This window comes from Alkaliphilus sp. B6464, from assembly GCF_018141165.1.
GTDB lineage: Bacteria > Bacillota > Clostridia > Peptostreptococcales > Natronincolaceae > Alkaliphilus_B.
The window spans coordinates 616329-641570 of sequence record NZ_CP058557.1 but is presented as its reverse complement, the minus strand read 5'-3'; the positions used below and the strand labels follow the sequence as shown (position 1 = coordinate 641570).

General features: G+C 31.3%; 24 protein-coding genes. 19 read left to right on the top strand and 5 right to left on the bottom strand.

The genetic code is table 11. The features are described from left to right. The first annotated feature begins 19 nt into the window (after nucleotides 1-19). Nucleotides 20-742: an ABC transporter ATP-binding protein gene (locus HYG84_RS03140; protein WP_212380673.1), complete on the top strand. Its 723-nt coding sequence runs from the start codon at nucleotides 20-22 to the stop codon at nucleotides 740-742. Further along, entirely contained in the window at nucleotides 742-2427 is a 1686-nt protein-coding gene (locus HYG84_RS03135; RefSeq protein ID WP_212380671.1) for a putative ABC transporter permease subunit, read from the top strand. The genes HYG84_RS03140 and HYG84_RS03135 overlap by 1 nt, the downstream gene beginning before the upstream one ends. Nucleotides 2428-2490: 63 nt before the next feature. On the opposite strand, the gene HYG84_RS03130 is transcribed toward HYG84_RS03135, so the two are convergent. Then, the gene (locus HYG84_RS03130) at nucleotides 2491-3201 is read right to left on the bottom strand and encodes a coenzyme F420-0:L-glutamate ligase (protein WP_212380668.1); all 711 of its coding nucleotides are present in this window, start codon (nucleotides 3199-3201) and stop codon (nucleotides 2491-2493) included. Between the two features lie 404 nt (nucleotides 3202-3605). Here HYG84_RS03130 and HYG84_RS03125 point away from each other — a divergent pair, with 404 nt between their 5' ends. From HYG84_RS03125 to groL, 6 genes are all read left to right on the top strand, one after another. Beyond that, nucleotides 3606-4937, top strand: coding sequence for a YcdB/YcdC domain-containing protein (locus HYG84_RS03125; protein ID WP_212380666.1), 1332 nt, complete (start codon nucleotides 3606-3608; stop codon nucleotides 4935-4937). After that, nucleotides 4934-5458: a GNAT family N-acetyltransferase gene (locus HYG84_RS03120; protein ID WP_212380664.1), complete on the top strand. Its 525-nt coding sequence runs from the start codon at nucleotides 4934-4936 to the stop codon at nucleotides 5456-5458. Before HYG84_RS03125 ends, HYG84_RS03120 begins: the two co-directional genes overlap by 4 nt. Before the next feature lie 125 nt (nucleotides 5459-5583). Then, a complete protein-coding gene (locus HYG84_RS03115; protein ID WP_212380662.1) occupies nucleotides 5584-6459 on the top strand; it encodes a DNA-3-methyladenine glycosylase family protein in 876 nt (291 codons plus the stop codon). Nucleotides 6460-6625: 166 nt separating this feature from the next. After that, a complete protein-coding gene (locus HYG84_RS03110; protein WP_212380660.1) occupies nucleotides 6626-7336 on the top strand; it encodes a DUF554 domain-containing protein in 711 nt (236 codons plus the stop codon). Nucleotides 7337-7583: 247 nt separating this feature from the next. Next, nucleotides 7584-7868: a co-chaperone GroES gene (gene groES, locus HYG84_RS03105; RefSeq protein ID WP_212380658.1), complete on the top strand. Its 285-nt coding sequence runs from the start codon at nucleotides 7584-7586 to the stop codon at nucleotides 7866-7868. Between the two features lie 59 nt (nucleotides 7869-7927). Beyond that, entirely contained in the window at nucleotides 7928-9553 is a 1626-nt protein-coding gene (groL, locus tag HYG84_RS03100) for a chaperonin GroEL (protein ID WP_212380656.1), read from the top strand. Nucleotides 9554-9654: 101 nt separating this feature from the next. Here the strand turns inward: groL and HYG84_RS03095 are convergent, their stop codons facing one another. Further along, nucleotides 9655-9996: a tyrosine-type recombinase/integrase gene (locus HYG84_RS03095; protein WP_212380654.1), complete on the bottom strand. Its 342-nt coding sequence runs from the start codon at nucleotides 9994-9996 to the stop codon at nucleotides 9655-9657. Nucleotides 9997-10538: 542 nt separating this feature from the next. Between HYG84_RS03095 and HYG84_RS03090 the strand changes: the two genes are divergently transcribed. Genes HYG84_RS03090 through HYG84_RS03060 form a run of 7 tightly spaced genes read left to right on the top strand, consistent with a single transcriptional unit; the run spans nucleotide 10539 to nucleotide 18842 of the window. Continuing rightward, nucleotides 10539-11150 carry a restriction endonuclease subunit S gene (locus HYG84_RS03090; RefSeq protein ID WP_212380651.1) on the top strand — a complete coding sequence of 204 codons (612 nt, stop codon included), beginning with the start codon at nucleotides 10539-10541 and terminating at the stop codon, nucleotides 11148-11150. Further along, nucleotides 11134-12657: a type I restriction-modification system subunit M gene (locus HYG84_RS03085; RefSeq protein WP_212380649.1), complete on the top strand. Its 1524-nt coding sequence runs from the start codon at nucleotides 11134-11136 to the stop codon at nucleotides 12655-12657. The genes HYG84_RS03090 and HYG84_RS03085 overlap by 17 nt, the downstream gene beginning before the upstream one ends. Before the next feature lie 13 nt (nucleotides 12658-12670). Then, nucleotides 12671-13519, top strand: coding sequence for a DNA damage-inducible protein D (gene dinD / locus HYG84_RS03080; RefSeq protein WP_212380647.1), 849 nt, complete (start codon nucleotides 12671-12673; stop codon nucleotides 13517-13519). Further along, nucleotides 13500-14723, top strand: a complete 1224-nt coding sequence (locus HYG84_RS03075; protein ID WP_212380645.1) for a restriction endonuclease subunit S — start codon at nucleotides 13500-13502, stop codon at nucleotides 14721-14723. The genes dinD and HYG84_RS03075 overlap by 20 nt, the downstream gene beginning before the upstream one ends. A 35-nt stretch (nucleotides 14724-14758) precedes the next feature. After that, nucleotides 14759-17863 (top strand): type I restriction endonuclease subunit R, encoded by a 3105-nt coding sequence (locus tag HYG84_RS03070; protein ID WP_212380643.1) that lies wholly within the window; start codon nucleotides 14759-14761, stop codon nucleotides 17861-17863. Nucleotides 17864-17871: 8 nt separating this feature from the next. Next, nucleotides 17872-18591: a M48 family metallopeptidase gene (locus HYG84_RS03065; protein ID WP_212380640.1), complete on the top strand. Its 720-nt coding sequence runs from the start codon at nucleotides 17872-17874 to the stop codon at nucleotides 18589-18591. A 29-nt stretch (nucleotides 18592-18620) separates the two neighbouring features. Then, a complete protein-coding gene (locus HYG84_RS03060; protein ID WP_212380639.1) occupies nucleotides 18621-18842 on the top strand; it encodes a YdbC family protein in 222 nt (73 codons plus the stop codon). A gap of 53 nt (nucleotides 18843-18895) precedes the next feature. Here the strand turns inward: HYG84_RS03060 and HYG84_RS03055 are convergent, their stop codons facing one another. Together HYG84_RS03055 and HYG84_RS03050 are read right to left on the bottom strand one after the other, a co-directional pair. Beyond that, entirely contained in the window at nucleotides 18896-19237 is a 342-nt protein-coding gene (locus HYG84_RS03055) for a hypothetical protein (protein ID WP_212380636.1), read from the bottom strand. Beyond that, complete coding sequence (locus HYG84_RS03050; protein WP_212380634.1) at nucleotides 19237-19428, bottom strand: hypothetical protein; 192 nt, start codon at nucleotides 19426-19428, stop codon at nucleotides 19237-19239. Before HYG84_RS03050 ends, HYG84_RS03055 begins: the two co-directional genes overlap by 1 nt. Before the next feature lie 360 nt (nucleotides 19429-19788). Here HYG84_RS03050 and HYG84_RS03045 point away from each other — a divergent pair, with 360 nt between their 5' ends. The 4 genes from HYG84_RS03045 to HYG84_RS03030 all read left to right on the top strand — a co-directional run bounded on the left by HYG84_RS03045 (nucleotide 19789) and on the right by HYG84_RS03030 (nucleotide 21591). Then, nucleotides 19789-20070, top strand: a complete 282-nt coding sequence (locus tag HYG84_RS03045; protein WP_212380632.1) for a hypothetical protein — start codon at nucleotides 19789-19791, stop codon at nucleotides 20068-20070. A 215-nt stretch (nucleotides 20071-20285) separates the two neighbouring features. Then, a complete protein-coding gene (locus HYG84_RS03040; protein WP_212380630.1) occupies nucleotides 20286-20516 on the top strand; it encodes a hypothetical protein in 231 nt (76 codons plus the stop codon). Nucleotides 20517-20951: 435 nt separating this feature from the next. Continuing rightward, nucleotides 20952-21167: a hypothetical protein gene (locus tag HYG84_RS03035; RefSeq protein WP_212380628.1), complete on the top strand. Its 216-nt coding sequence runs from the start codon at nucleotides 20952-20954 to the stop codon at nucleotides 21165-21167. Nucleotides 21168-21351: 184 nt separating this feature from the next. Further along, entirely contained in the window at nucleotides 21352-21591 is a 240-nt protein-coding gene (locus HYG84_RS03030) for a hypothetical protein (protein ID WP_212380626.1), read from the top strand. A 561-nt stretch (nucleotides 21592-22152) separates the two neighbouring features. Here the strand turns inward: HYG84_RS03030 and mgtA are convergent. Further along, a complete protein-coding gene (gene mgtA, locus HYG84_RS03025) occupies nucleotides 22153-24798 on the bottom strand; it encodes a magnesium-translocating P-type ATPase (RefSeq protein WP_212380624.1) in 2646 nt (881 codons plus the stop codon). Nucleotides 24799-25242: the final 444 nt, after the last annotated feature.

Here is a 25242-nt window from a genome sequence, read left to right as displayed (position 1 = left end):
TTAAGGAGAGGATGATTGTATGCTAAAATTAGAAAATGTTAGTAAGTCTTATAGTAGTGGAAATGTAAAAGCGGTTGATAATGTTAGTTTTGAAGTAAAGCCTGGTGAAATATTTGGTTTTCTAGGACCAAATGGAGCTGGTAAAACTACAACCTTAAAAATGATAGTAGGACTCTTGAAGCCTGATGCAGGGAATATTTTTATAAATGGGCTAGATTTTCAAGAACATTCTATAGAAGTAAAAAAGATGATTAGCTATGTTCCGGATAATCATGAAGTATATGAAAGGTTAACAGGAATAGAGTATTTAAACTTTATGGGAGATATGTACGGTATTTCAAAGGATATAAGAAGTAAGAAAATAAATGAGTGTTTAGAGCTCTTCGAATTAAAAGATGCTGCAGGAGATTTAATTAAAAGTTATTCCCATGGAATGAAGCAAAAGATTGTTTTAATAGGAGCTTTACTAAATGATCCAGAGGTTTTTATATTAGATGAGCCTCTAGTTGGACTTGATCCCAAGTCTGCTTTTAAGTTAAAGGAAATAATGAGGGATAGATGTGATGCAGGAAAGTCCGTGTTTTTCTCCACTCATGTATTGGAAGTGGCAGAAAAACTTTGCGACAGAATAGCTATTATACGAAAAGGTCAAATTATTGCTTGTGGAACTATGGAGGAACTAAGACAGCAATCTGAAAGTAAACAGTCGTTAGAAAATATCTTTTTGGAGTTGACAGAGTAATGAGGGGGTTAGGTTCTTTATTAAAAACTCAATTGAATGTGAATTTTGGTATTTCCGCTATTAAGTACAAGTATTTTAAACAAAAGAAGGAGTTATGGCAGCCAATTATATTTTTAATTGCAATGTTTTCTCTATTGCCATTATATATAGGCTATATTAAACTACTGGGTGGTGTATTTTCATCTTTGAAGTCCATCAATCAAGAAGGTACTATTTTATTGGTTGGAGTTTTAGGATCTCAGATTATTCTTTTTATATTTGGTATATCCCATATATTTGCAAAGTTTTATTATGCAGATGATTTACAAATTTTAATACCATTACCTATTAAGCCAAGTACAATACTAACAGCTCGTTTTATTACTGTAATGATAAATGAGTATTTAACAGTACTTCCGATTATATTACCTATTCTGTTAGTCTATGGAATACAAAGTGGATTAGGGATATTATATTGGCTCTATAGTATTTTAATTATCATTGCTATTCCTGTTATACCATTAGCTCTTTCATCTATAGTAGTAATGATTTTCATGCGATATACAAATATAAAGGGTAAAAGAGACTTAATAAGAGTAATTGGTGGAGTACTAATGGTGTTAATTATTTTATCAGTACAAATTATTACTCAAAAAACTGCTACAACTCTTCCTCAAGGAGGAGAAATGGAGTACATTGCTAGGCTGATTAGTGAAAAAAACATTTTGATTAGACAGATAGGAGTATCATTTCCACCAAGTATTTGGGCATCTACCGCATTGGTCGAGTTTAACAATATAAATGGCCTATTGTCTTTACTTACTTTTATGGGTATTTCTGGACTTGTATTTTATGGAATGGTATATATAAGTGAGAAAGTATTTTACAAAGGGTTAATTGGTGGGCAAGAGGTATCGTCTAAAAAGAAAAAACTGACGGATAAACAGTTTAGTAATCAAATTGGCAAAGTACGACATCCTATTTTGGCCATATTAGAAAGAGATATGAAAATTTTAGTTAGGACACCTATTTTCTTAATGAACTCTATTGGGGCTGTAATAATTATTCCATTTGCTTTAGCAATCCCAGTTTTTACTACAGATCCACAGATGCTAAGCACAATTGCACAGTTTTATAACGAAAGCAATACAACAATAGTTAATCTTATATTATCTGCTTTTATAATGTTTATTGCTGCAAATAATGGTATAGGAGCTACAACCTTTTCAAGAGAAGGTAGACAATTTTGGATTTCAAGGATTGTTCCTATTAAAGTAGAAGATCAGGTTATGGGAAAAATACTAAGCTCTATATTGATTCAAATATTAGCATTAGTTATAATTTTAGGTGTAGCCCTATTTGTTGTTCCTCTAAAATTATCAACTATATTAATAGTTACTATCTTAGGTATTTTAGGAGGCATACCTATAACGGAGCTGGCTATGCTTATTGATATTTCGAGACCATTGTTAGATTGGGATAATCCTCAGAAAGCAATGAAACAAAATATGAATGTATTTTTTGCTTTCTTGCTTGGAATGGCGTATTTGGTTGTTAATGTTTTGTTAGTATTATTTATGTTTAAGATTAAAGCAAGCTCACTAATTATTTATTTATCTCTAGTGGTAATATATATTGTTATATCCATAGTATTGTTTAAATTTTTGAGTAGCTTTACCACCAAAAGATTTAGAGAAATTGAATAGATTTAAAATAGAAAATACAGCTCTATTACATATGGAGCTGTATTTTTAATCTTGCATAAACAATTATATTTCCCTAATAATTCCCATAGGTGTCTGTTCCTTACCTTGCCCTAGAGGATTATCTTTAAGTATTTGAACTACTTCATTAAAGTTAATATCCTTATGAGATCCACCTAATATATTGCCTCCTAGGTCATTAATATCTGAAATGACTACCCTAATGCCTCCTAGAGCTCTACTAACTTCTTGAGCAACTTCGTCAGGATTAGCAGGACCTAATACTACATGTGTATTATATGGTGGTATTGTACCAGAGGTAGGCCCATCAATTGCCCTGGCTTTTGGGCCAGCAATTCTATAAAAATCCCCTCTTCTTCTAAAAAGTATTTTGCTTATAGCTCCAACTATAGCTGCAAATAGAATTCTAATAGTTCCACACTCCCTAAGAGCCATTTCCATAGTTTCAGGCATACCTAGCCCTATCCCTGCTGGAGTTTTAGTTACATATTTAGCAAGAAAAGTAGCTAAAGGTCTAGGCTTTATTTCCTTTAAAGGAATAGCTCGACCTTGAGTAATTCCTACTATTTTTTCAGTTATAAATACTATATCTTTCTCTCGTACCTTGTCCTTTAAATATTTACATGCTACATCCACAATATTATCTTCTCGCTTAATTAAATGTGTTTTAACTGGTATTCTCGCAAATTGTTTATTACCAACATTAATACCAAGTTCTTTCCCTGCATTTGCCATCATTTGTTGAGGTTGATCCATAAAAATCCTCCTATTCAAATATTAGTATATTCAACATTATAACCAGAAATTAATACTACATTCAGAGGGTGCTGTTATCCTGCTGAGCTCGCAATTATGTAAGCTACGGAATAAATCTATGTACTATTAATTTATAATAACCTAGTTTTATATATTTGTGAAGCATCAGACCACTTAAATAATTAATATATAGAATATATTTTTATAATAATAAAGGGTTTAAAAAGAAGGAAAAGGATAAAATTAAGCTAATAGTTATTACCAATCAATCTGGTTTATGTTATTATATAAAAGGATACTTTATTTTTATCTATGAGCAATGAACCTATAATAGGACTTTAAAGATTTTATGATATAGTTGTTATAAACAGGAAAGTGCCCATGTTTAGTGAGGAGGAGTTCCGTTGTATAGTTATAGAAGATATGTTAGATATTTGATTATTTTAATTACAATTATTAGCTTAAGTGCTAATCTATTTTTTGCTATTCAGTTAAGATTATTAGGGAAAAAGGTTAGTAATTCCAATATAGTTATATCCACACGGGTGGAAAGTGCTATTAGGGATACAATGCATTCAATAAAAGAAATAAAAGAAACAGGTGCAAAGGAAGAGATGATCGATTTACAGCGTTCTATTCAACAACTAGTTTTGATTTTTAACAGTTGGGTTGACTTAAATCAAACAGAGGAAAAACCTAATGAGGCATTAATGAGAGGATTACAGGGACTAGAAACTTTAAGAAGTGCAGTGGTTCATAATCTGAACAATCAGTTTAGTAGCCGTAATGAAAATTTAACAGATTATGATATAGTGTTTTTAGATAAAATTTATGAACAGTTAGATAGATTTTCAGCAGTATACAATAATATTCAAAGACGAGTACGCGAAATTAAAGATCCGGATAATGGTGACGGTGGATTAGGACAGTGGGCAAATAATATAGAGGAAGTATCTAGACTATATAGACATAGTCGTATTCCTAATGAGCATCCTGCATATATGCCAATAGACTCAATATTAACAAGAGTAGATAAAATGCTTCCTGAGCTTGGTAATTTTTCGGGATCTAGGGAAGTAACAGAAAATATTCAAATCCGAGATGGTGTTCATTATTATGAAATAAATTATTATATTGAAGATGATTTAGTATATTCAATATGGATAGACGCTGTTAACGGATTCCTTAGACAATTTGAAGATTATACAGCAGATGTTAAGGATACACTTGTTTCTAAAGATGAAGCTTCAGAAATCGCTAAAAAGTTTATAAATAGATTTGAATCCTATGAGCAGATGATAGATGGGGTATCGGCAATTACAGATGAAAATACAAAAAATACTATTTATGCATTTCAATTTATTCCTACCTTAGATGATATTACTATGATTAGTGACATAGTTAAAGTAAATGTTTCTTCTCATGGTGGGAAGGTTATTAAATACTCTAATAACTTCAACGGTACAGTAGTACCTATGTCAGAAGTAGTAGTGTCCCTAGAGGATGTGGAGCAAAAACATAGTGAACAACTTTTAGATATGAAATATAATGGAATAGCAGTTGTTAGGTCATTTTATACCCACTATAGACCAGTAGCTACTTATAGTTATCAATCAACTAAAAAAGAAGATATAAGAAAGCTATACTTTGATATAGTTACAGGAAATCAGGTTTATGAGGCATATTCTATATATGAGCCCGTGTCCTACATGTCCACGGAGGAAAATTATCAATGATTATACGTGAAATGGTAGCGGATGATATTGACAATATAAAAAGACTTGACTATAGCCTTAAATCTAATAAATATTATAAGGTTAGTAAGGAAGGGTCTAGTTATAAGTTAGAGATAAAAGAACTGGGAGAAAGTCATGAAGAGAAGTATAGTATTAAATTAATGGATGAGAAAGGTAAATATACTAAGACTTTTTTAATAGAGGAGAATGAAAGAATTTTTGGATATATAGAGATGTTATGTACTCAGCATAATAATCTTCTACAAATAATAAACCTCTGGGTAGAAGAGGATGTGCGCCAAAGAAATATTGGTAGAAAGCTTGTAAAGTCAGCGAAAGGATTTGCTAGATTTAACAAGGCTAGAGGTATTATTGTTCAAGTAGAAAATTATAATTACCCTGCTATTAAGTTTTTTATTAAAGAAGGATTCAATATTTGTGGACTTAATGAAGCTGCTTATGATAATAAAGGTTTGTTAAATGATAGAGTTGAAATAGACCTTTTGTTTGATTTTAAATAAGATTACAATCCCTAGAGACCAGAAGGTTTTTAGGGATTTAATATTGGGTATAATAAGCAAAGACATAAGTATATATGTAGTTTTAGAATTATTAGCTGTAAGATATATGGAGAGGAGAGATTTAGTTGGAAATTCTACATAAAGATAATAAAGTAATATTAAAAAACATAAGAGATTTTGAACCCAAGCATATTTTTGAATGTGGTCAATGTTTTAGATGGGACCTAGAGGATGATGGAAGCTATATTGGAGTCGCCTATGGTAAAATTTTAAATGTAAGAAAAGAAGAAGATACAATCGTTTTTAGCAATACAAATATAGAAGATTTTAATAACATATGGACTTCTTATTTTGATTTAAATAACAACTACGGGAAAATTAAAGAAGATTTAAGTAAAGATGATGAGGTTATGAAAGACGCTACTAATTTTGGCGATGGAATTAGAATACTTAAGCAGGAACCTTGGGAAACTTTAATCTCTTTCATTATTTCTGCTAACAATGCTATACCTCGTATAAAAAAATCTGTAAGATTGTTAAGTGAAAATTTTGGGGAATATTTAGGACAATATGGTGGAAAGGACTATTATAGTTTTCCAACTCCAGAGGCTATTTATAATTTGTCGGAAGAACAATTAGCAGCCTGCGGAGTGGGATATAGATCTAAGTACATTTTAAATACAGCTAGAGCAGTGATTGATGAAAATATTTCTTTAGAACAATTAAAAGAATTAAATAGTGAAGATTGCTTTGAAGCTATGCGTAGGTTTAGTGGAGTAGGGCCTAAAGTAGCTAACTGTATTTTAGTATTTGCTATGGGAAAGGTAGAAGCAGTCCCTGTAGATGTATGGGTTAAAAGAGTCATGGAATATTTTTATTTTCATGAAGACACACCTAATAAAAAAATCGAAGAGTTTGCTAGAGATAAGTTTGGAAAATATGGTGGGTATGCACAACAGTATCTATTTTACTATGCTAGAGAACTTGGAATAGGGAAATAGATTATTGTATAGTTTATCACCATGAGAGTTTTAGCTTGAAAAGGATGTAAAATAGTGATAATATCAATACAGTGGAAGATTAGGAATATTAAATATTTAAGTCCCCACATCCATTACGGATGTGGGGATAAAATTTTCATATGTTAAACAACTGGGGGATGAATCGATGTTAGGAACTATTGTAAATGCTATAGCAATTATAGCTGGAGGAATTGGCGGAGTTTTTTTAAGAAAAGGTATTCCAGAAGGGTATAAGGCAACGATAATGCAAGGACTAGGCTTAAGTGTTTTTGTTATAGGCTTATCGGGAGCTCTAGAAACTGGAGATATACTACTTATGATTTCAAGTGTTGTTATAGGCACTATAATAGGAGAAATGGCAAAAATAGAAGATAGGCTAGAAAATGTAGGGAAATGGCTAGAAACTAAAGTTGGTAACAAGGAAGGTGGAATTGCTAAGGGTTTTGTTACGGCTAGTTTAATTTATTGTGTTGGAGCTATGGCGATTATGGGTGCTCTAGAAAGTGGACTAACTGGTAATCATGAAATTTTATTTGCTAAGTCTCTGATTGATGGTATTTCTGCAATAATATTTTCATCTACTTTAGGTATAGGAGTTGCATTTTCTGGTATAGCGGTTTTTATTTATCAAGGTTTAATTACTATTACAGCTACATTTATGAAACCCTTCTTGGTAGAAACGGTAATAGCAGAAATGTCTGCTATAGGTGGACTATTAATTATAGGTATTGCATCTAATATAATGGAAGTGAAAAGAATAAAGGTAGGTAATATGCTACCAGCTGTATTTATACCTATAATATATTACATAGTACAGCCTTATATATTAAAATTAGTAGGATTAATAGGCCTTTAAACAAAAATATTTAGAAGATACTAAAAAAATATTAAAAAATTAGTAAAACAGTGAAATGTAGAGATATAAAGAAAAAAGCGAATATATCTTTAGATAATAGAATATAATAGCCAATATTGGCATTTGCTAGCAAAATCACTTTTAGATAACATTATAAATGTAATTAGCACTCACTTAGTACGAGTGCTAATAATGAGCAAAAAACAATGTATTAAAAAAATAAAAAATTTCCAAGGAGGTTTGATTTATGAACATTAAGCCATTAGGAGACAGAGTAGTTATTAAAAGAGTAGAAGCTGAAGAAACCACAAAAAGTGGAATTGTACTGCCAGGTAGCGCAAAGGAGCAACCACAGTTAGCAGAGGTTATGGCAGTTGGGCCAGGTGGAGTAGTTGAAGGTAAAGAAATTGTTATGGAAGTAAAAGCAGGAGATAAAGTAATCTTCTCTAAATATGCTGGTACAGAAGTTAAGTTTGATGGAGAAGAATACACAATATTAAGACAAAATGATATTTTAGCTGTTGTTGAATAGTAAAATAGTATTACATAATGGGTTTAATTAATATAAATAAGGACTAGGAGGGTATTATTATGGCTAAGGAAATTAAGTTTGCTGAAGAGGCTCGTCGTTCATTAGAAATCGGTGTTAATAAACTTGCGGATACTGTTAAGGTAACTTTAGGACCAAAGGGAAGAAACGTAGTAATCGATAAAAAGTTTGGTTCTCCATTAATAACAAATGATGGGGTAACTATAGCTAGAGAAATTGAATTAGAAGACGCTTATGAAAATATGGGTGCTCAATTAGTTAAAGAAGTAGCTACTAAAACTAATGATGTTGCTGGTGACGGTACAACAACAGCTACTTTATTAGCTCAAGCTATTATTAGAGAAGGATTAAAGAACGTGGCAGCTGGGGCTAATCCAATGATCATTAAAAAAGGTATTCAAAAAGCTGTGGATGCGGCAGTTGTTGAATTAAACAATATTTCTAAAAAAGTAGAAAGTAAAGAAGCTATTGCACAAGTTGGTTCAATTTCAGCTGCGGATGAAGAAATCGGTAATCTAATTGCAGATGCTATGGAAAAGGTAGGTAATGATGGAGTTATCACTGTAGAAGAATCTAAATCTATGGGAACTACTTTAGAAGTTGTAGAAGGTATGCAATTTGATAGAGGATATTTATCAGCATATATGGTAACAGATACCGACAAGATGGAGGCTGTATTTAACGATCCATATATTTTGGTAACTGATAAAAAGATTACAAATGTACAAGAAATTCTTCCAGTATTAGAGCAAATAGTACAACAAGGTAGAAGATTATTAATCATTGCTGAGGATCTAGAAGGCGAAGCATTAGCAACATTAGTAGTAAACAAATTAAGAGGAACCTTTGAATGTGTTGCTGTTAAGGCACCAGGCTTTGGAGATAGAAGAAAGGCAATGTTAGATGATATTGCAATTTTAACAGGAGCTACAGTTATTTCTGAAGAATTAGGATATGATCTAAAAACTGCAACAATTGATATGTTAGGTACAGCTAGAACTGTTAAGGTTGATAAAGATAATACAACAATTGTTGAGGGTGCTGGTGATTCACAGCTTATTAAAGATAGAGTAGGTCAAATTAGAAACCAAATAGAAGATACAACTTCTGATTTTGATAAAGAAAAGTTACTAGAAAGATTAGCTAAGCTTTCTGGTGGAGTTGCAGTTATCCAAGTTGGTGCTGCTACAGAAACAGAACTTAAAGAAAGAAAGCTAAGAATTGAAGATGCCCTTAACGCTACAAGAGCAGCTGTAGAAGAAGGTATTGTAGTTGGTGGTGGAGTAGCACTTGTAAACGTTATTTCAGCAGTAGAAGCTTTACTTGAAACAACAGAAGGAGACGAAAGAACAGGGGTTAGAATCGTTAGAAGAGCATTAGAGGAGCCATTAAGACAAATTGCAGAAAATGCTGGACTTGAAGGTTCAGTTATTGTAGAGAAGGTAATTAACTCTGAAAAAGGCATAGGATTTGATGCTCTAAATGAAAAATATGTAGATATGATTGAAGCAGGTATTGTTGACCCAACTAAGGTAACAAGATCAGCACTACAAAATGCAGCTTCTATTTCAGCTATGTTATTAACAACAGAAAGTGCTATTGTAGATATTAAAGAAGATGAGCCAATGATGCCAGGAGGCATGGGCGGCGGAATGCCAATGATGTAACAACATCTGAATATTAAATGGGTTAAATACTTGATTTGATAGGTTTTTTAGCCTTGAAAATCCATACTGTCCAATCTGTGTCCAATCTAAGATAAAATTCATTATTTTAGATTGGACACTTTATTTTTTTGTAGATACTTCTCAAATTCAGAAACTGCAACTTTTTGAAACTCTGTTGTGATGTGAGAATAAGTGTCTAGTGTAATAGATACGGAGGAATGACCTAGCCTTTCTTGTACTACCTTAGGATTAACACCTGCTTCAAGTAACATAGTAGCATGTGTATGTCTAAGCATATGAAAGTTAAAATCAATCTTTAAGTCTCTTTTTATAATTTTACTCATACGACCTATAGCTTTAGTTGTAACTATTTCTCCATTCTCAAAAATACAGATAAAATCATTTTCAGTATAATATTCTCCATACTTTAATTTGTTCTTCAAGAGAGCAATCTTTTAAAGTACCAGCTGTAGAAGCTTCTACTATAGATGTTTTAAAAGTTTGCTGACCATAGCTAATTATTTAGTAATAGATATAGCCACTGTAATAAGTGAATTTAACAATAACTTAATCATAAACTATAAAGAATCAGTAGTTGCACAATGTCGTAACGTCATTTTTAAATTACAACAAAAAATATTTGACTTATGGAAAAATATTGTATATAATCAATTTGTAAGTAAATAAAAAAGAGATAGCTGCAACTATCTCTTAAAGGAATTAGCAGGTTCCTATGGTATATACCTATGACCCACTCTCAATATTAGTTACAAACGAAGCAGTACTAGAAGATGAAACGGAATATATTTATTACTTCTTATACTAAGAATGGGAAGACGTATAGAGCTTCAGATTATGGAAAGAAAGCATTTAAAATAAAGAAAAAGTATTAATTGTACTAGTCTATTAAAGGAATATGGAGAGTGGCCGTATTCCTTTAATAGTTTTTTAAAATTTTTTATACATTAAGAGAGAAGGTGAATTTTTGAAAAACACCGAAACACTGAAATTAGGTGATATTGCAACTATATCAACAGGAGTAGTAGTATCTAGAAAAAAAGCAGATTTTAGCCCCGTTAAAACATATAAAATGCTTACACTAAAAAGTTTTGAAGAGAATGGATGGGTCAACAAAAAGGAGCTAGATAAGTTTGATAGCTTAGAAGTTTTGTCAGAACAATATTTAACTCAAAACGGTGATGTAGTAATTAGATTAAGTTCACCCAATACAACCATCTATATTGAAGAAAAAGAGTCTGGCCTAGTTATAACATCTTTATTTGCTGTCATAAGAGCTAAGAATAATAAAATTATTCCGGATTTTTTAGCTATTTATTTAAATTCTCAAAAAACTAAGAAAAGATTAAGCCAGGCATCTATTGGATCAGCAATATCTATAGTCAAAACTAGTACTTTAAAGGAACTAGAAATACAGGTACCAAGTATCCAGCATCAACAGAAAGTAGTTAAGCTTCATAGTCTGATTCAAAGAGAAAGAAAGCTTTACATGCAATTACTAGAGGATAAAGAAAAAATGTACCATGCTATTATAGATCAAGTTATTGAAGGAGGAAGAAAAGATGATAGCTCAAGATAAACGTGATGAAGTAAATGGTGTACTATGGAAGGCCTGTGATACTTTTAGAGGAAAAATCAATTCATCTGTATATATGGATTATGTTCTTGTTATGCTTTTTATAAAATACATTAATGATACATATCAGGAGCATAAAGAGGAATACATCAAAAAGTATGATGGGGATATGAGAATGGTTGAAAGACAATTAAGTCGTGAAAGATTTATTTTAGACGAAAGTTGCACCTTTGATACTCTATATGAAAAAAGAAATAGCAGTGAAATAGGGCAAGAGATCAATAAGGTTCTTTCAGAAATTGAGGAAAAAAACAGCAAGAAATTAAGAGGAGTATTTAGAAATATAGATTTTAACAATGAAAATGTTCTAGGAAAACCAAAGGAAAGAAATCCTATGTTAAGACAAGTTTTAGAGGATTTTGCTACTTTAGATATTAGACCTTCCGTAGTAGGAAGTAATGATGTTATTGGAGATGCCTACGAATATATGATCGGTTATTTTGCTTCTGATGCTGGTAAAAAAGGTGGTGAGTTCTTTACACCTTCAATGGTATCGGAACTACTTTCAAGACTTGTAAAACCTAAAGAAAATGATCGTGTATATGACCCAACTTGTGGATCTGGATCGCTACTTCTTAAAGTTGCAAAACAAGTACCAGGACAAAAAGTACAAATCTACGGACAAGAGAGAAATGGACAAACCTACGCTCTATGTAAAATGAATATGTTTTTACATGGAGTTGATGATGCAAAAATAGAGTGGGGAGATACATTATCTAATCCTCTTCATTTAGAAGATAATCGATTAATGAAATTTCAAGTAGTAGTTGCTAATCCTCCTTTCTCACTAGATAAATGGGCTATGGGCTTTGCAGATGCTAATGATAAAAACTTTAAGATGGAAGCTTCACGTGACCAATATGGTAGATTTGATTGGGGAGTTCCGCCAACTAGTAAAGGAGACTTTGCATTTGTACAGCATATGCTATATTCCTTAGCAGAAGAAGGAAGAATGGGAGTTATTCTGCCTCATGGAGTATTATTTAGAGGAGCTAGTGAAGGAAGAATCAGAAAAGAAATTATTGACTTAAATCTTCTAGATGCTGTTATTGGATTACCTTCTAATTTATTCTTTGGAACAGGTATTCCAGCATCTATACTAATTTTTAAAAAGGGAAGAACAACAAGAGATGTTTTATTTATAGACGCATCTACAGAAGGTAATTACGAAAAAGGGAAGAACCAAAACAACCTAAGAGAAGAAGATATTCAAAAAATAGTAGAAACTTATGATAAATATGAATCAATAGATAAATATTCTTATATGGCAAAGTATGAAGAAATTAAGGAAAATGATTATAACTTAAACATCCCAAGATATGTTGATACTTTTGAAGAAGAAGAGCCAGTGGATATGGAGGCCGTAAAAGAAAACATTAGTAATATTCAAGCAGAGCTAAAGGAAGTTGAAGCACAAATGGCTAAGTATCTTCAAGAACTAGGGCTTTAAAAGGGGGATCAATATGAGAGATGTAAAGAAATATTCAGAAAGTACCTTTGAAGAAATAAAGCATTTTACTGAAGAAGGAATAGAGTTTTGGTATGCTAGGGAACTACAGGTAGTATTAGAATATGCAAAGTGGGATAACTTCAAAAAAGTAATAGAAAAAGCAAAAGAAGCTTGTAAAAACAGTAAAAATAGCGTATCTGACCATTTTGCCGACGTCGGGAAAATGGTGGAACTAGGTTCAGGAGCGGAACGCGAGATTGATGATATAATGCTTTCGCGTTATGCCTGTTATCTGATAGTTCAAAACGGAGATCCTCGCAAAGAAGTTATAGCTCTTGGACAGACTTATTTCGCTGTAAAAACAAGAGAGCGAGAGATTGAAGAAAACTTTGAACAATTAACAGAAGAGCAAAAAAGACTATCTATTAGAAATGAGCTAAAGAACCACAATAAATCATTGGCAGAGGCAGCACAAATGGCAGGTGTAGAAACGTCAAAGGATTATGCCATTTTTCAAAATAAAGGCTATCAAGGACTGTATGGAGGCTTAGGTGCGAAAGAAATACATGCAAAAAAGAATTTAAAGAGAAGTCAAAACATATTAGACCACATGGGAAGTACTGAACTTGCCGCTAACCTTTTTAGGGCAACTCAAACGGATGAAAAACTAAGACGTGAAAATATAAAAGGAAAAGAAAAAGCAAATCAAACTCACTTAGAAGTAGGAAGCAAAGTAAGACAAACTATTGCAGAACTAGGTGGAACAATGCCAGAAGATTTACCTACTCCGAAAAAAAGTGTAAAAAAGATTGAAAAAGAGCAGGAGAAGAAACGATTGGCAGGTGGAAGTAGTGAGAGCTGATATTAAGGAAAAGATAGAGAAGATTAATCGTGGGGAAGTGCCGGAGGGGTATAAGAAGATGAAGGATGGAATCTATCCGAATGATTGGAATGAATTTAAGCTTAGTAAATTACTTAAGATCGTTCTAAGACCAATAGAACTGCAAGATGATAAAGAATATAACCTGATAACTGTTAAAAGAAATTTTGGTGGGATTCAAAGTAGAGGCACCCTGCATGGAGAAAAGATTTTAGTAAAAAGCCAATTTGAAATTCATGAAGGAGATTTTGTTATTTCAAAACGACAGATAGCACACGGTGCTTGTGCTATTGTACCTAAGGAATTTGAAGGATCAATAGTTTCTAATGAATATAATGTAATGAACTGTAAAAAAGACTTGTTAAACGTGCAGTTTTTTAAGTACTATACACAACTACCTTTTATGAAGAGATATTTTTATATTACTAGTGATGGAGTTCATATAGAAAAGCTCCTGTTTAAAACCAATGACTGGTTAAAACAAAAAATAACTATACCATATTTTACAGAGCAAAACAAAATTGCTAATATCCTCTCCACATGGGACAAAGCCATAGAACTAAAAGAAGAACTAATCCAGCAGAAGAAAGAACAGAAAAAAGGTTTAATGCAAAATCTTTTAACTGGAAAGGTAAGATTAGATGATTTTGATGGTGAGTGGGAAGAATTCTCTTTTGCAGAATGTTGTAAAACTATTCCTGTAAAAAAATATCAAATAAAAACTAGTGAATATTTAAAAAGTGGCAAATACCCAGTTGTAGATCAAGGAAAATCCAAAATTGTAGCCTATTCAAATGATTTTGAAAAGGTATTCAAATCTTTAAATACAGGAATTATAGTATTTGGTGATCATACAAGAGAAGTAAAGTTTATAGATTTTGATTTTATAGTTGGAGCAGATGGAACTCAAATAATAACAAATAAATCAAATTTTGATATAAGATTTCTATACTATCAATTATTAATGAAAGAAATCCCAAATACAGGCTACAATAGACACTTTAAATTTGTTAAAGAAATGAAGTTTGCAATACCGGATTTAGAAGAGCAAAATGAAATAGCTAAAATTTTAAGCACTGTAGACAAAGAAATAGAATTACACGAAAAAGAATTAGAAAACCTACAAGAGCAAAAAAAAGGTCTAATGAATCTTTTACTAACAGGAAAAGTTCGAGTGGAGTGTTAATCACTTCACTCTCATTTTAGGAAAGAGGTGACAACATGCCAAGGGCAAAGGATTATGACGAAATGAATATATCTCAAATTCCTGCCATTGAAGTGTTAAAGGGATTAGAGTATATATATATTTCTTCAGAGAATGCAGAGGAAAAACGAGGGAATTTGTACAATGTACTTCTAAAAGATATTCTGTTTAATAAGTTAATGGAACTAAACTCCTATGAATATAAAGGTAAGAAATATAAATTTAGCGAAAAAAATATTCTTAAGGCTGTAGAAGATTTAAATGAAGATTTAACTGATGGTTTGATAAAAACCAATGAAAAAATATATGACACCTTAATGTTAGGAAGAAGTTATGTGGAAACTCTTCCTAACAATGAAGGAAATCGATCCTTTACAATTAATTTTATAGATTGGGAAAAGCCAGAGAATAATATTTTTCATGTTGTAGAGGAATTTAAGGTTGAGCGTGAAGATGGTAATGGTACCATTCGACCAGATATCGTTTTATTTGTAAACGGCATTCCTTTTGCTGTTATTGAATGTAAAAAATCCTCTATTTCTATTAATCAAGGAATTAGTCAAATGATTCGGAATCAAGGGAAGGACTATGCACCTAATTTATTTAAATTTGTTCAATTAGTAATGGCTACTAATAAAAATGAAACTATGTATGCTACCTGTAATACGCCAAAGAAGTTTTGGAGCTTTTGGAAAGAAGAAAAAGAAGAATGGCTTGATAAACAATTAGGGAAGGTAGTAACCCATAGGATACCAACAGTTCAAGATAAAAATATGATATCTTTGTTTCATCCACATAGACTTTTGGAGCTAACTAAGTTTTTCATTATATATGATAAAGACGTGAAGAGGGTAGCCCGTTACCAACAATATTTTGCTATTAAAGAAATTATGAAAAGCATAGAGGAAACTGATAGAAATGGAAATCGTCAGTCCGGTGTTATTTGGCATACACAAGGATCTGGTAAGTCTTTAACTATGGTTATGCTTGCAAAATATATATTAACTGAATTAGAAGCACACCACCCAAAAGTAGTTGTTGTAACTGACCGTGTAGAACTTGATAAACAGATTAACAATACTTTTAACCATACAAGACTAAAGGCAAGTAGAGCTACATCTGGAAGAAATCTTGTGCAGCTAATCAATAACAACAATGCAGATGTGGTGACCACATTGGTTCATAAGTTTGATACTGCATCCAGCCATCAAGATCCTATTAGATCTAAAGATATTTTTGTATTGGTAGATGAGTCCCATAGAACTCAATATGGAGAGCTTCATTTTAAAATGAAGAAAGTATTTCCTAATGCTTGTTATTTAGGCTTTACAGGAACTCCTTTAATGAAAAATGAAAAAAATACTATGATTAAATTCGGTAAGCTGATTCATAAATATACTATTGCTGATGGTGTGGCAGATAAGGCTATTGTACCTCTTCTTTATGAAGGCAAAATGGTGGAGCAAAGCGTTAATCGAAAAGCCATAGATAAACAGTTAGATATTATTACTAGACATTTAAATGAAAAGCAAAAAGAAGAAGTTATGAAAAAATGGAGTCACTTTGAAAGAATCGCTTCTAGTGACCAGAGAATAAAGCTAATTGCATTTAATATTAATGAACATTATTTAAAGAATTATAAAATGGAAAGCTCTCAGTTTAAAGCTATGCTGGCTACCAATAGTAAAGTAGAAGCAGTTCGTTACTTGGAAGCATTTGAAGATTTAGGTGATTTAAATGTAGCAGTAGTTATATCGCCACCAGACCAGCGAGAAGGCTATGATGCAGTAGATGAGGAATCTAAAGATAGAGTAAGAAAATTTTGGGATAGAATGATGAGCAAATATGGCAAAGAGGAATCTTATGAAGATGCCATAAAAAATGAATTTGTTTATGGAGATGAAATTGATCTGCTTATAGTTGTAGATAAGCTTTTAACTGGATTCGATGCTCCTAGGGCAACGGTATTGTATGTAGATAAGCCTATGAAGGAACATACATTATTGCAGGCTATTGCTAGGGTAAATAGACTTTATGAAGGAAAAGATTATGGATTTATAATAGATTATAGAGGTTTATTGAGTAAGCTAGATCAGGCTATGGAAATGTATTTGGGGGCAGGTCTTGAAAACTTCGATCCAAAGGATTTAAAAGGAGCTATTCATGATGTTATTAGCATTATTGGAACTCTAAGACATTATCATACAGAGCTGATGAATATTTTTGCTAGGATTAAAAACAAAAAAGATATGGAAGAGTATGAGGTTTTACTAGAAAATGAAGAAATAAGAGAGAATTTTTATAATATACTAAGTCAATTTGGTAGAAACTTAGGTATTGCTCTTGAATCTGAACAGATTTACAATGCTTTGGGACCAGAGGAACTTGCAAAATATAAAAGGGATTTAAAGTTTTTCCAAGAACTTAGAAAATCTGTAAAGCTTCGCTATTCAGATTCTATTGATCATAAAGAATATGAAGGCAAGATGCAAAAGTTAATGGATAATTATATTGCTGCAGAAGATGTTATAAGAATTACAAATCCTGTAGATATTTTAGATGAAAAGGGATTTCAGGAAGAGCTTAATAGACTTGAAACTCCAAGGGCTAAGGCCGATGCCATTAGAACGAGGATGGCAAAGCGAATTAATGCTAAGTGGGATGAAAATCCTTCATATTATAAAAAATTCTCAGAGCGAATCGAGGAAGCACTTCAGCAGTATAAAGATAAACGAATTTCAGAAGCAGAATATTTAAATCGTATGTCAGATATTATGAAAGATTTTAGAAAAGGATATTCTGGAAAGACTTATCCGGAAGATATTAGAAATGATATTCATGCACAAGCTTTTTATGGTGTAGCCGAGGAAATTGTAAAAGAATCTAATGAAATATATGGATTAGATATTTTACTTGCTAAGTTTTCTAAGGGAGTTACAAAGATTATAGATGAGCATAGTAAAGTAGATTGGCATGAAAATCCTGAAGTTCATAATCGTATAGAACAAGAGATCGATGACTTAATATATAATTTTACAAAACAACATGGAATTACGCTTGATTTTGAGCAAATTGACAAAATGATAGAGAACATAAAAACAGTTGCGCTTAGAAGGTATTAGGTGATAAGATGGAAAAACATGAAATTTCCTATGGTGGAAAGGTCATAGAGTTTGAGCTAAATAGGAAAAATGTAAAAAATGTTAACTTAAATGTAAAACCAGACATGGCAATAATGATTTCTGCAAATGAAAATGTTCCAATTGATTTTATTAAAAACTTTGTAAAGAATAATGCACCTTGGATATTGAAAAATATAAAGCATTTTGAAGAAACTCAGCCTTATGAAAATTTAAAGGAATACGTTAGTGGTGAGACCTTTAAATATTTAGGAAAACAGTATCGATTAAAGGTATTTGAATCTGAAAAAGAGGAAGTAAAGTACTTTAGGGGATTTATTCATCTTTATGTAAAGGATAAAACAAATTACGAAAGAAAAGAGAAATTAGTTGAAGCCTGGTTTAGACAAAGAGCAGAAATAATTTTTAATGAGTCGTTGGATAAGGTATACTCTTTAGTCCAAAAACATAATATTTCAAAACCTAATGTTATGATAAAGATAATGAAGGCTAGATGGGGTTCTTGTATTAAGGAGAAAAATATAATCCTTTTAAACTATGAATTAATTAAAGCTCCAAAATACTGTATTGACTATGTTGTACTTCATGAATTAATTCATTTTATAGAAGGAAACCACAGTAAAGACTTTTATAGTTTAATGACTGTACTAATGCCAGATTGGAGAGATCGAAAAGAAATTTTAGACGAAGAAGTGGTAAGAGATTTATAATATATTCTTTTAGCAAAGGAGAGTAGTTGATGGCAGAAATAAAGTTTGAAATACAAGAAAATGTAGGTGTATTATCTGAAGGTAGTAAAGGGTGGACAAAGGAGCTAAATCTTATTAGCTGGAATAATAGGGAGCCTAAATACGATATTAGAGAGTGGGACCCAGAGCACGTGAAGATGGGTAAGGGTGTTACTCTTAGTAAAGAGGAATTAAAGAAATTGAGAGATATATTGAATGGTATGGATTTATAAACAGTTAAGAATATAAAGAGATAAAGGGAATGTTATTGGACTATACGGTAGCATTACCCTTTATCTTTATTTTTGTCATATTTAATTTTATATATTGCTTCTATTAAAGATCCTATATCTTTAATATTATTGTACTTAACCATTCCTTCGAAACTAACAATACCTAAAACATAGCAAACAGCTGTAAATGGCCTATAGGATAATTTATTTAGTAAATACTCTGAGCGGCCATATAATAAAATGCTTACTGCAAAAGAGGATGTAAGAACCTTAAATATTAAAACCTTTGGTATTTTATCTAAAAAAGTATCTAGCATATCTTTAGAGAAAGCCCCTAGAAAATAAAAGAGATAAATATAAGCAAAGAGAAGAATATCCTCTACTGAAACTAACATTATTTAATACCTTCTTTAACTAGTACAGAAGAAGATGATTTTATATTAGTATTTTTACTTAGTGCTACGCTATGTTTATTTTTAGATTTAGAGCCTTTTGCTTTCTCCACATTAAGAACATAGTTATGCACCGATGCTAGGCTAATAAAGGATAAAAATAGTTTAAGAATGTTGATAAATATTTTTTTCAAATGTTTTCTTTATTAAGACTTATTACTGATGTACCTTTGTTTATTTTCTCTAAACTGTTTTCATATAAGGTTATTATTTAGGGTCAAAACAAATTGTTCCACTCACTAGGTCTATTTTTGTAGAAAAATCATTCACCCATAATGTTCTACCTTCGTTCGTAACCCCAACTAACGCTACGCTTTCCCTAAATGCTATTTAGTGAATAGTTGGGGGGATAGGGGTACTTCTACTTCATATAATGAAAATAAAGTTTTGATTATAAGTAATAGTAAGAGAAGTTGATATAATTAATAATACGTTAGGTTTTTACATGGTAAAAACAGATACCTCTAAATTTATGAAAGAGAGTGGGATTTATAATGTTATCAAAAAAGTTGGAAGTTATAAAGAGCTTACTTAACTGTGATGATGAAAAGGCTACTAGTATAGCTACACAAATAGATAACTTAATGAGTAGCGATATAATAACAGCAACTTTATTGTCAAGAAAACAAAAAATTACTGTAGAGCAATCTAATCATATACTTAAGTTTTTGGTCGATGAAGATATTCTAAAGCAATTCAACGAAAGTTGTTTACTTGTAGAGCAATCAGCACAATGGGAAAAAGAAAGAAATAAAGAAAAAGGAACTGCATTGTAAAAGTTAATGCTATTAGTCTTTGAGAGATTTCAAATAGTTAAGGATATAACTAGAGATAAATTGACAGGTGATAATGAGGTAGACTTGTACGTTAATTTAAATGAAAATATCCCGATACCTTTTATATGTAACACTAATGCAAAAATCATATGTGAGTGTAAAAATATGAATGATAAATCTGTTGATGTTGGAATGGTATCAAAATTAAGTGAACTATGTGTATCAAAATCATCGAAGGCAATAACTTCTATTCGCTAATTAAACGCAAAATTCAGGAGTTAGTTGATGAGACTGAGTATTGTGGTGGAAAATTAAAGAAGATTAGTAATACTGATGATTATAGAGAAACAATTTGCGAAAATATAAAATTTCTTCATAAAATAGGGTTAATTACAAATGATGAAAAGTGTATAATTGATGAAAGGTTAATTAAAGCTTATGGATAGACTAATTAGATTGAAATAATCTATTTATTTAAATGAAAAGCATAATAAAATATATATTAGTATAGAGCATCATCTTTGAATTATAGTAGAAATGAGACTTTAATAATATCTAACTATATCTAAAGTAGGAAAAGGTGATAATCTAATAAGACTATCACCTTTTCTATCTAAAGAAAGTGTTTTCCCACAGAAGCGAAAGTATATCAATTTCCGTGGGAAATTTTATTTTTGTAGATACTTTTCATATATTTTAATGGTACTTCAAACAATTGATTTCGTAGAGAAATGGTTGAGTCATTTTTAACTTTTCTAGTATATCACACCTCACTCATTTTCAAAAGGTAGTAAAATATATGCTTTCTTTTATCTTCTTAATTATTTATATTATGTTGTGTATTTAGTAGCATTTAAAATAAAAAAAGGTAGATGTCATAAATGGGCGAAATTTTTGCAAAGGGTGGAGGTTGCGACGGCGGTTTTGGTGGTATTTTTGGAAATCGAAGTAGTTTACTTTTCTTCTTTTTGATCTTAGTGATAATTTTCTGTAACTGTGGTATTTTTAAGGGATCAGGAGATAGCTTATTATTCTTCTTCCTATTACTTGTTATACTATTTTGTGGATGCGGACGTGAAGGATTCTTATTCTTCTAAAAAGAAGATTAACAGAATTGGGGTAAGGCTTAGGCTCTACCTTTTTTCTTTTTTTGAAGGATCTTCTGTTAAGGCAACGAATAGTAAGATAAAGAAATTTTATTTCTATAAAAGGTGATTGGTTGTATGAGAGAATATACATTATATGATCTAAAGGAATTATTTTGCAACATGAAAACGATATATGAATTTTTACGATAATACAATACAGATAACAGTTGACTATTTATATAATGAATTAGATGATGGGAATTGCTTTTTAGAAAATCCAGAGGAATGGGAGCGTTGTAATTCCTTTGAAGATTCAAAACAATCGGTGTTTAAAAGTATAAATAACATATTAGAATATATTGATATGGAGATTCTTAACCAAAATAGCAACTTAAACACTTCAAATAGAGACTTAGATTCTAGTTTGTACTGAGAGTTAAATATATTTATAAGATCCGTAATGGATTTTAATAAATATACCAATTCAATTACGTATCTTACTTTTTTGTTGCTGTCAAAAATTAATTTGTATTTATATTTGTAAAAATGAAATACATTAGAAATATGTATTTTAAAATATTTTTTTATATAGTTTAGATAATATAAGTATCAACCAATCTAAACTCAAATAAATTTAAAAGTAAGGGAGGCAACTAAATGGACAAACTATTAACTCAAAAAGATTTAGCTGAAAAGTGGCAAGTTGACGTTGCTACTATAACTAAGTATAGAAATTAAGGAGTTATAACACCTTGCAAAGGGATCCTAGCAAACTTATAAAATTATGTAAAGGGGTATAAAATTTAATAAAATATGAGGTTGCTGAAATTACAAGTATTTTAAAGGTTAATTAGGTGCAATAAAGGCTAATTAAAACTATAAAATCATTAGCTTATCATATGCCAATGATGTAACAAATAGGTTATAAATAGTAAAAAACCAAGTAGCAATTTGCTACTTGGTTTTTTACTATTTAATAATTTATAAAATCAAACTATAGCCAAGTATTAAACTTCTTAATATATAATTTTTTGACTACTTGCGTTAATAAGCAGTAGGCTAATAGAATACCGATTAACCATGGGAAGTAGGCTAATGGCAATGGCTGTAATCCAACAGATGCTCCAAATGCAGTAAATGGAATAAATATACCTGCTACCATTATAATTCCAGTAAGAAGTAAGACTGGGGCTGTTGCTCTACTTTGAATAAATGGTATTTTCTTAGTTCTAATCATATGAACAATAAGGGTTTGAGATAATAGTCCTTCAACAAACCATCCAGATTGGAATAGAGACTGAAGGGCTGGTGTATTAGCTTTAAATACATACCACATTACCAAGTAGGTAATTATATCGAATATTGAGCTTATTGGTCCAATATAGATCATAAACTTCTTTATATTATCCGCATCCCATTTTCTTGGCTCTTTAATATAGTCTTCATCCATGGTGTCCCAAGGTATTGAAATTTGAGAAAAATCATAGAACAAATTTTGAATTAGCAAATGAATTGGAAGCATAGGTAAAAAAGGTAAAAATGCACTAGCAACCAAAACACTAAAGACGTTTCCGAAGTTTGAACTTGCTGTCATATTAAGATATTTTACTATATTTCCAAAAATCTTACGTCCTTCAATTACACCTTCTTCAAGCACCATAAGATCCTTTTCTAAAAGTATAATATCTGCAGATTCCTTTGCTATATCTACTGCTGTATCTACAGAAATTCCAACATCTGCATCTCTAAGGGCTGAAGCATCATTAATTCCGTCTCCCATATAACCTACTGTATGTCCCTGACCTTGAAGTACTTTTATAATTTTAGATTTTTGAATTGGAGATAGCTTAGCAAAAACAGTAGTGTTTTCTGCTTGTATTGCTAACTCTTCGTCGGTTAGGTGTTCTATATCGCTGCCAAGTAAAATATTATCTACAGGTAAATCAACCTCTTTACATATTTTTTTAGTAACAACTTCATTGTCTCCAGTTAGTATTTTAACTTTAACTCCATGTTCATATAGAGCTTTAATCGCTGCAGCTGTTGATTCCTTTGGCGGATCGAGGAAACCTATATATCCCATAAGAACCATATCGCTTTCATCTTTTACACCGAAGGAATTCTCATCTGGAATATTGTTTTTTTGTGCAATAGCAACAACTCTCATTCCATCTTCATTTAACTTCTTTACCATATCCATAACTTCATTTTTAACTTCTTCAGTTAATGGAACTACTTCACCTTTGTACTCTGCAAAGGTACAAATGGATAACATTTCTTCTACGGCACCCTTTGTAATTAGTTGTCTCTTTCCAACATGGTCTTTTAATACTACAGACATCCTACGTCTTGTAAAATCAAAGGGGATTTCATCAACCTTTGTATAATGCTCTTTTAATTCAAAGAAATTCTTTTTATCACTAAACTCTAATATTGCTCTGTCCATTAAATTTCTTAAGCCTGTTTGATAAAAGCTGTTTAAATAGCCATGTCTTAATACTCTGTCATCCTCATTACCATGAATATCAAGATGTTTTTCAACTACTATTTTATCTAGTGTTAAAGTTCCGGTTTTATCTGTACATAATATATCCATGGCACCGAAGTTTTGGATTGCATCTAATCTTTTAACAACTGTTTTTCGCTTTGACATGGCTATTGCACCTTTAGCTAGGTTTGTAGTTACTATAACTGGAAGCATTTCAGGTGTTAATCCAACAGCAATAGAAATCGCAAACAATAGAGCCTCTAGCCAATCTCCATTTGTAATCCCATTAATAAGGAATACTACAGGAACCATTATAAACATAAACCTGATAAGTAGCCAACTAACACTACTTACCCCTTTTTCGAAGCTTGTTTGTTCTCTTTTTCCTACTAGAGATTTAGCCATAGAACCAAAGTAGGTATCATTTCCTGTGCCTATAACAATTGCAGTTGCACTACCGCTGATTACATCGGTTCCTAATAAGCAAATATTGTCTAAATCTGATGGATTTATATTGTTATTTATTTCAGATTTTATAGTACTATATTTTTCAATTGGCTCAGATTCGCCAGTTAAGGCAGATTGGCTTATGAATAAATCCTTTGAATGTATAATTCTTAAATCTGCCGGTATCATATCACCAGCCGCAAGATGGATAATGTCGCCAGGCACAATTTGTGACATTGGAATTTCATAAGTCCCTGTATCTTTACGGACTATTGTAGCTGTGGTATTCACTAGAGCTTTTAACTCTTCAGCTGCTTTTCCAGATCTATATTCTTGGACAAAATGTAATATGCCACTAATTGTAACCATAGCAGTAATTACAATGACTGCTTCCCAGCTTTTTTCGCCAGGGGCTGCAAGAGCCACATCAGTAATATAGGATATTACGGCTAAGGCAATTAATACTATAATGAAAGGGTTTATAAAGCCCTTTACAAATTGAATATACCATGGTGTTGGTTTTTCGTGTTCTACTTGATTAAGGCCATATTTTTCTACTCTATTTCCTGCTTCTTCTTCGGTAATGCCATTAATATCTGTATTAAATATTTTATAGATTGTATCCATATCGTTTTTACTAAAATCAATTAAATTTTGTTTTAATGCTTCATTATTTTGATTAATGATATTTCTTTGTTTCATCATAATTCACACCTCCAAAATGGCAACAAAAAACTAAAGGTAGTAAATATGAGTTTTACTTCCTATAAGCTATGTTACCTTTAAATTAAATAAAAAATACATCAATAAATAACTAATTGCGAATTAGAGTAATCAAAGAAACAGTGGAAAGTATTAAAAGATTTGAATTAAATGAATAGTATTATGAAGGGAAAATATGATTTAGTTTAGGTGAAATTAAAATTCCATCTGAACTGAGTCTTTATTTATCAAATTTTGGTTGAGAAGAATAGAACCCAATATTATTGATATTTTATTTTTCCTACAATATATGCTATCATCACCACTGTCCTTATTACTCATACTACTCGGGTCCATTACCGTCACCTCCAATTTTTTAAAAATTTTTTTAAAACAAAAAACCTTCGCCGAAAACTTGAATTCGACAAAGGTATAATACACATAAAA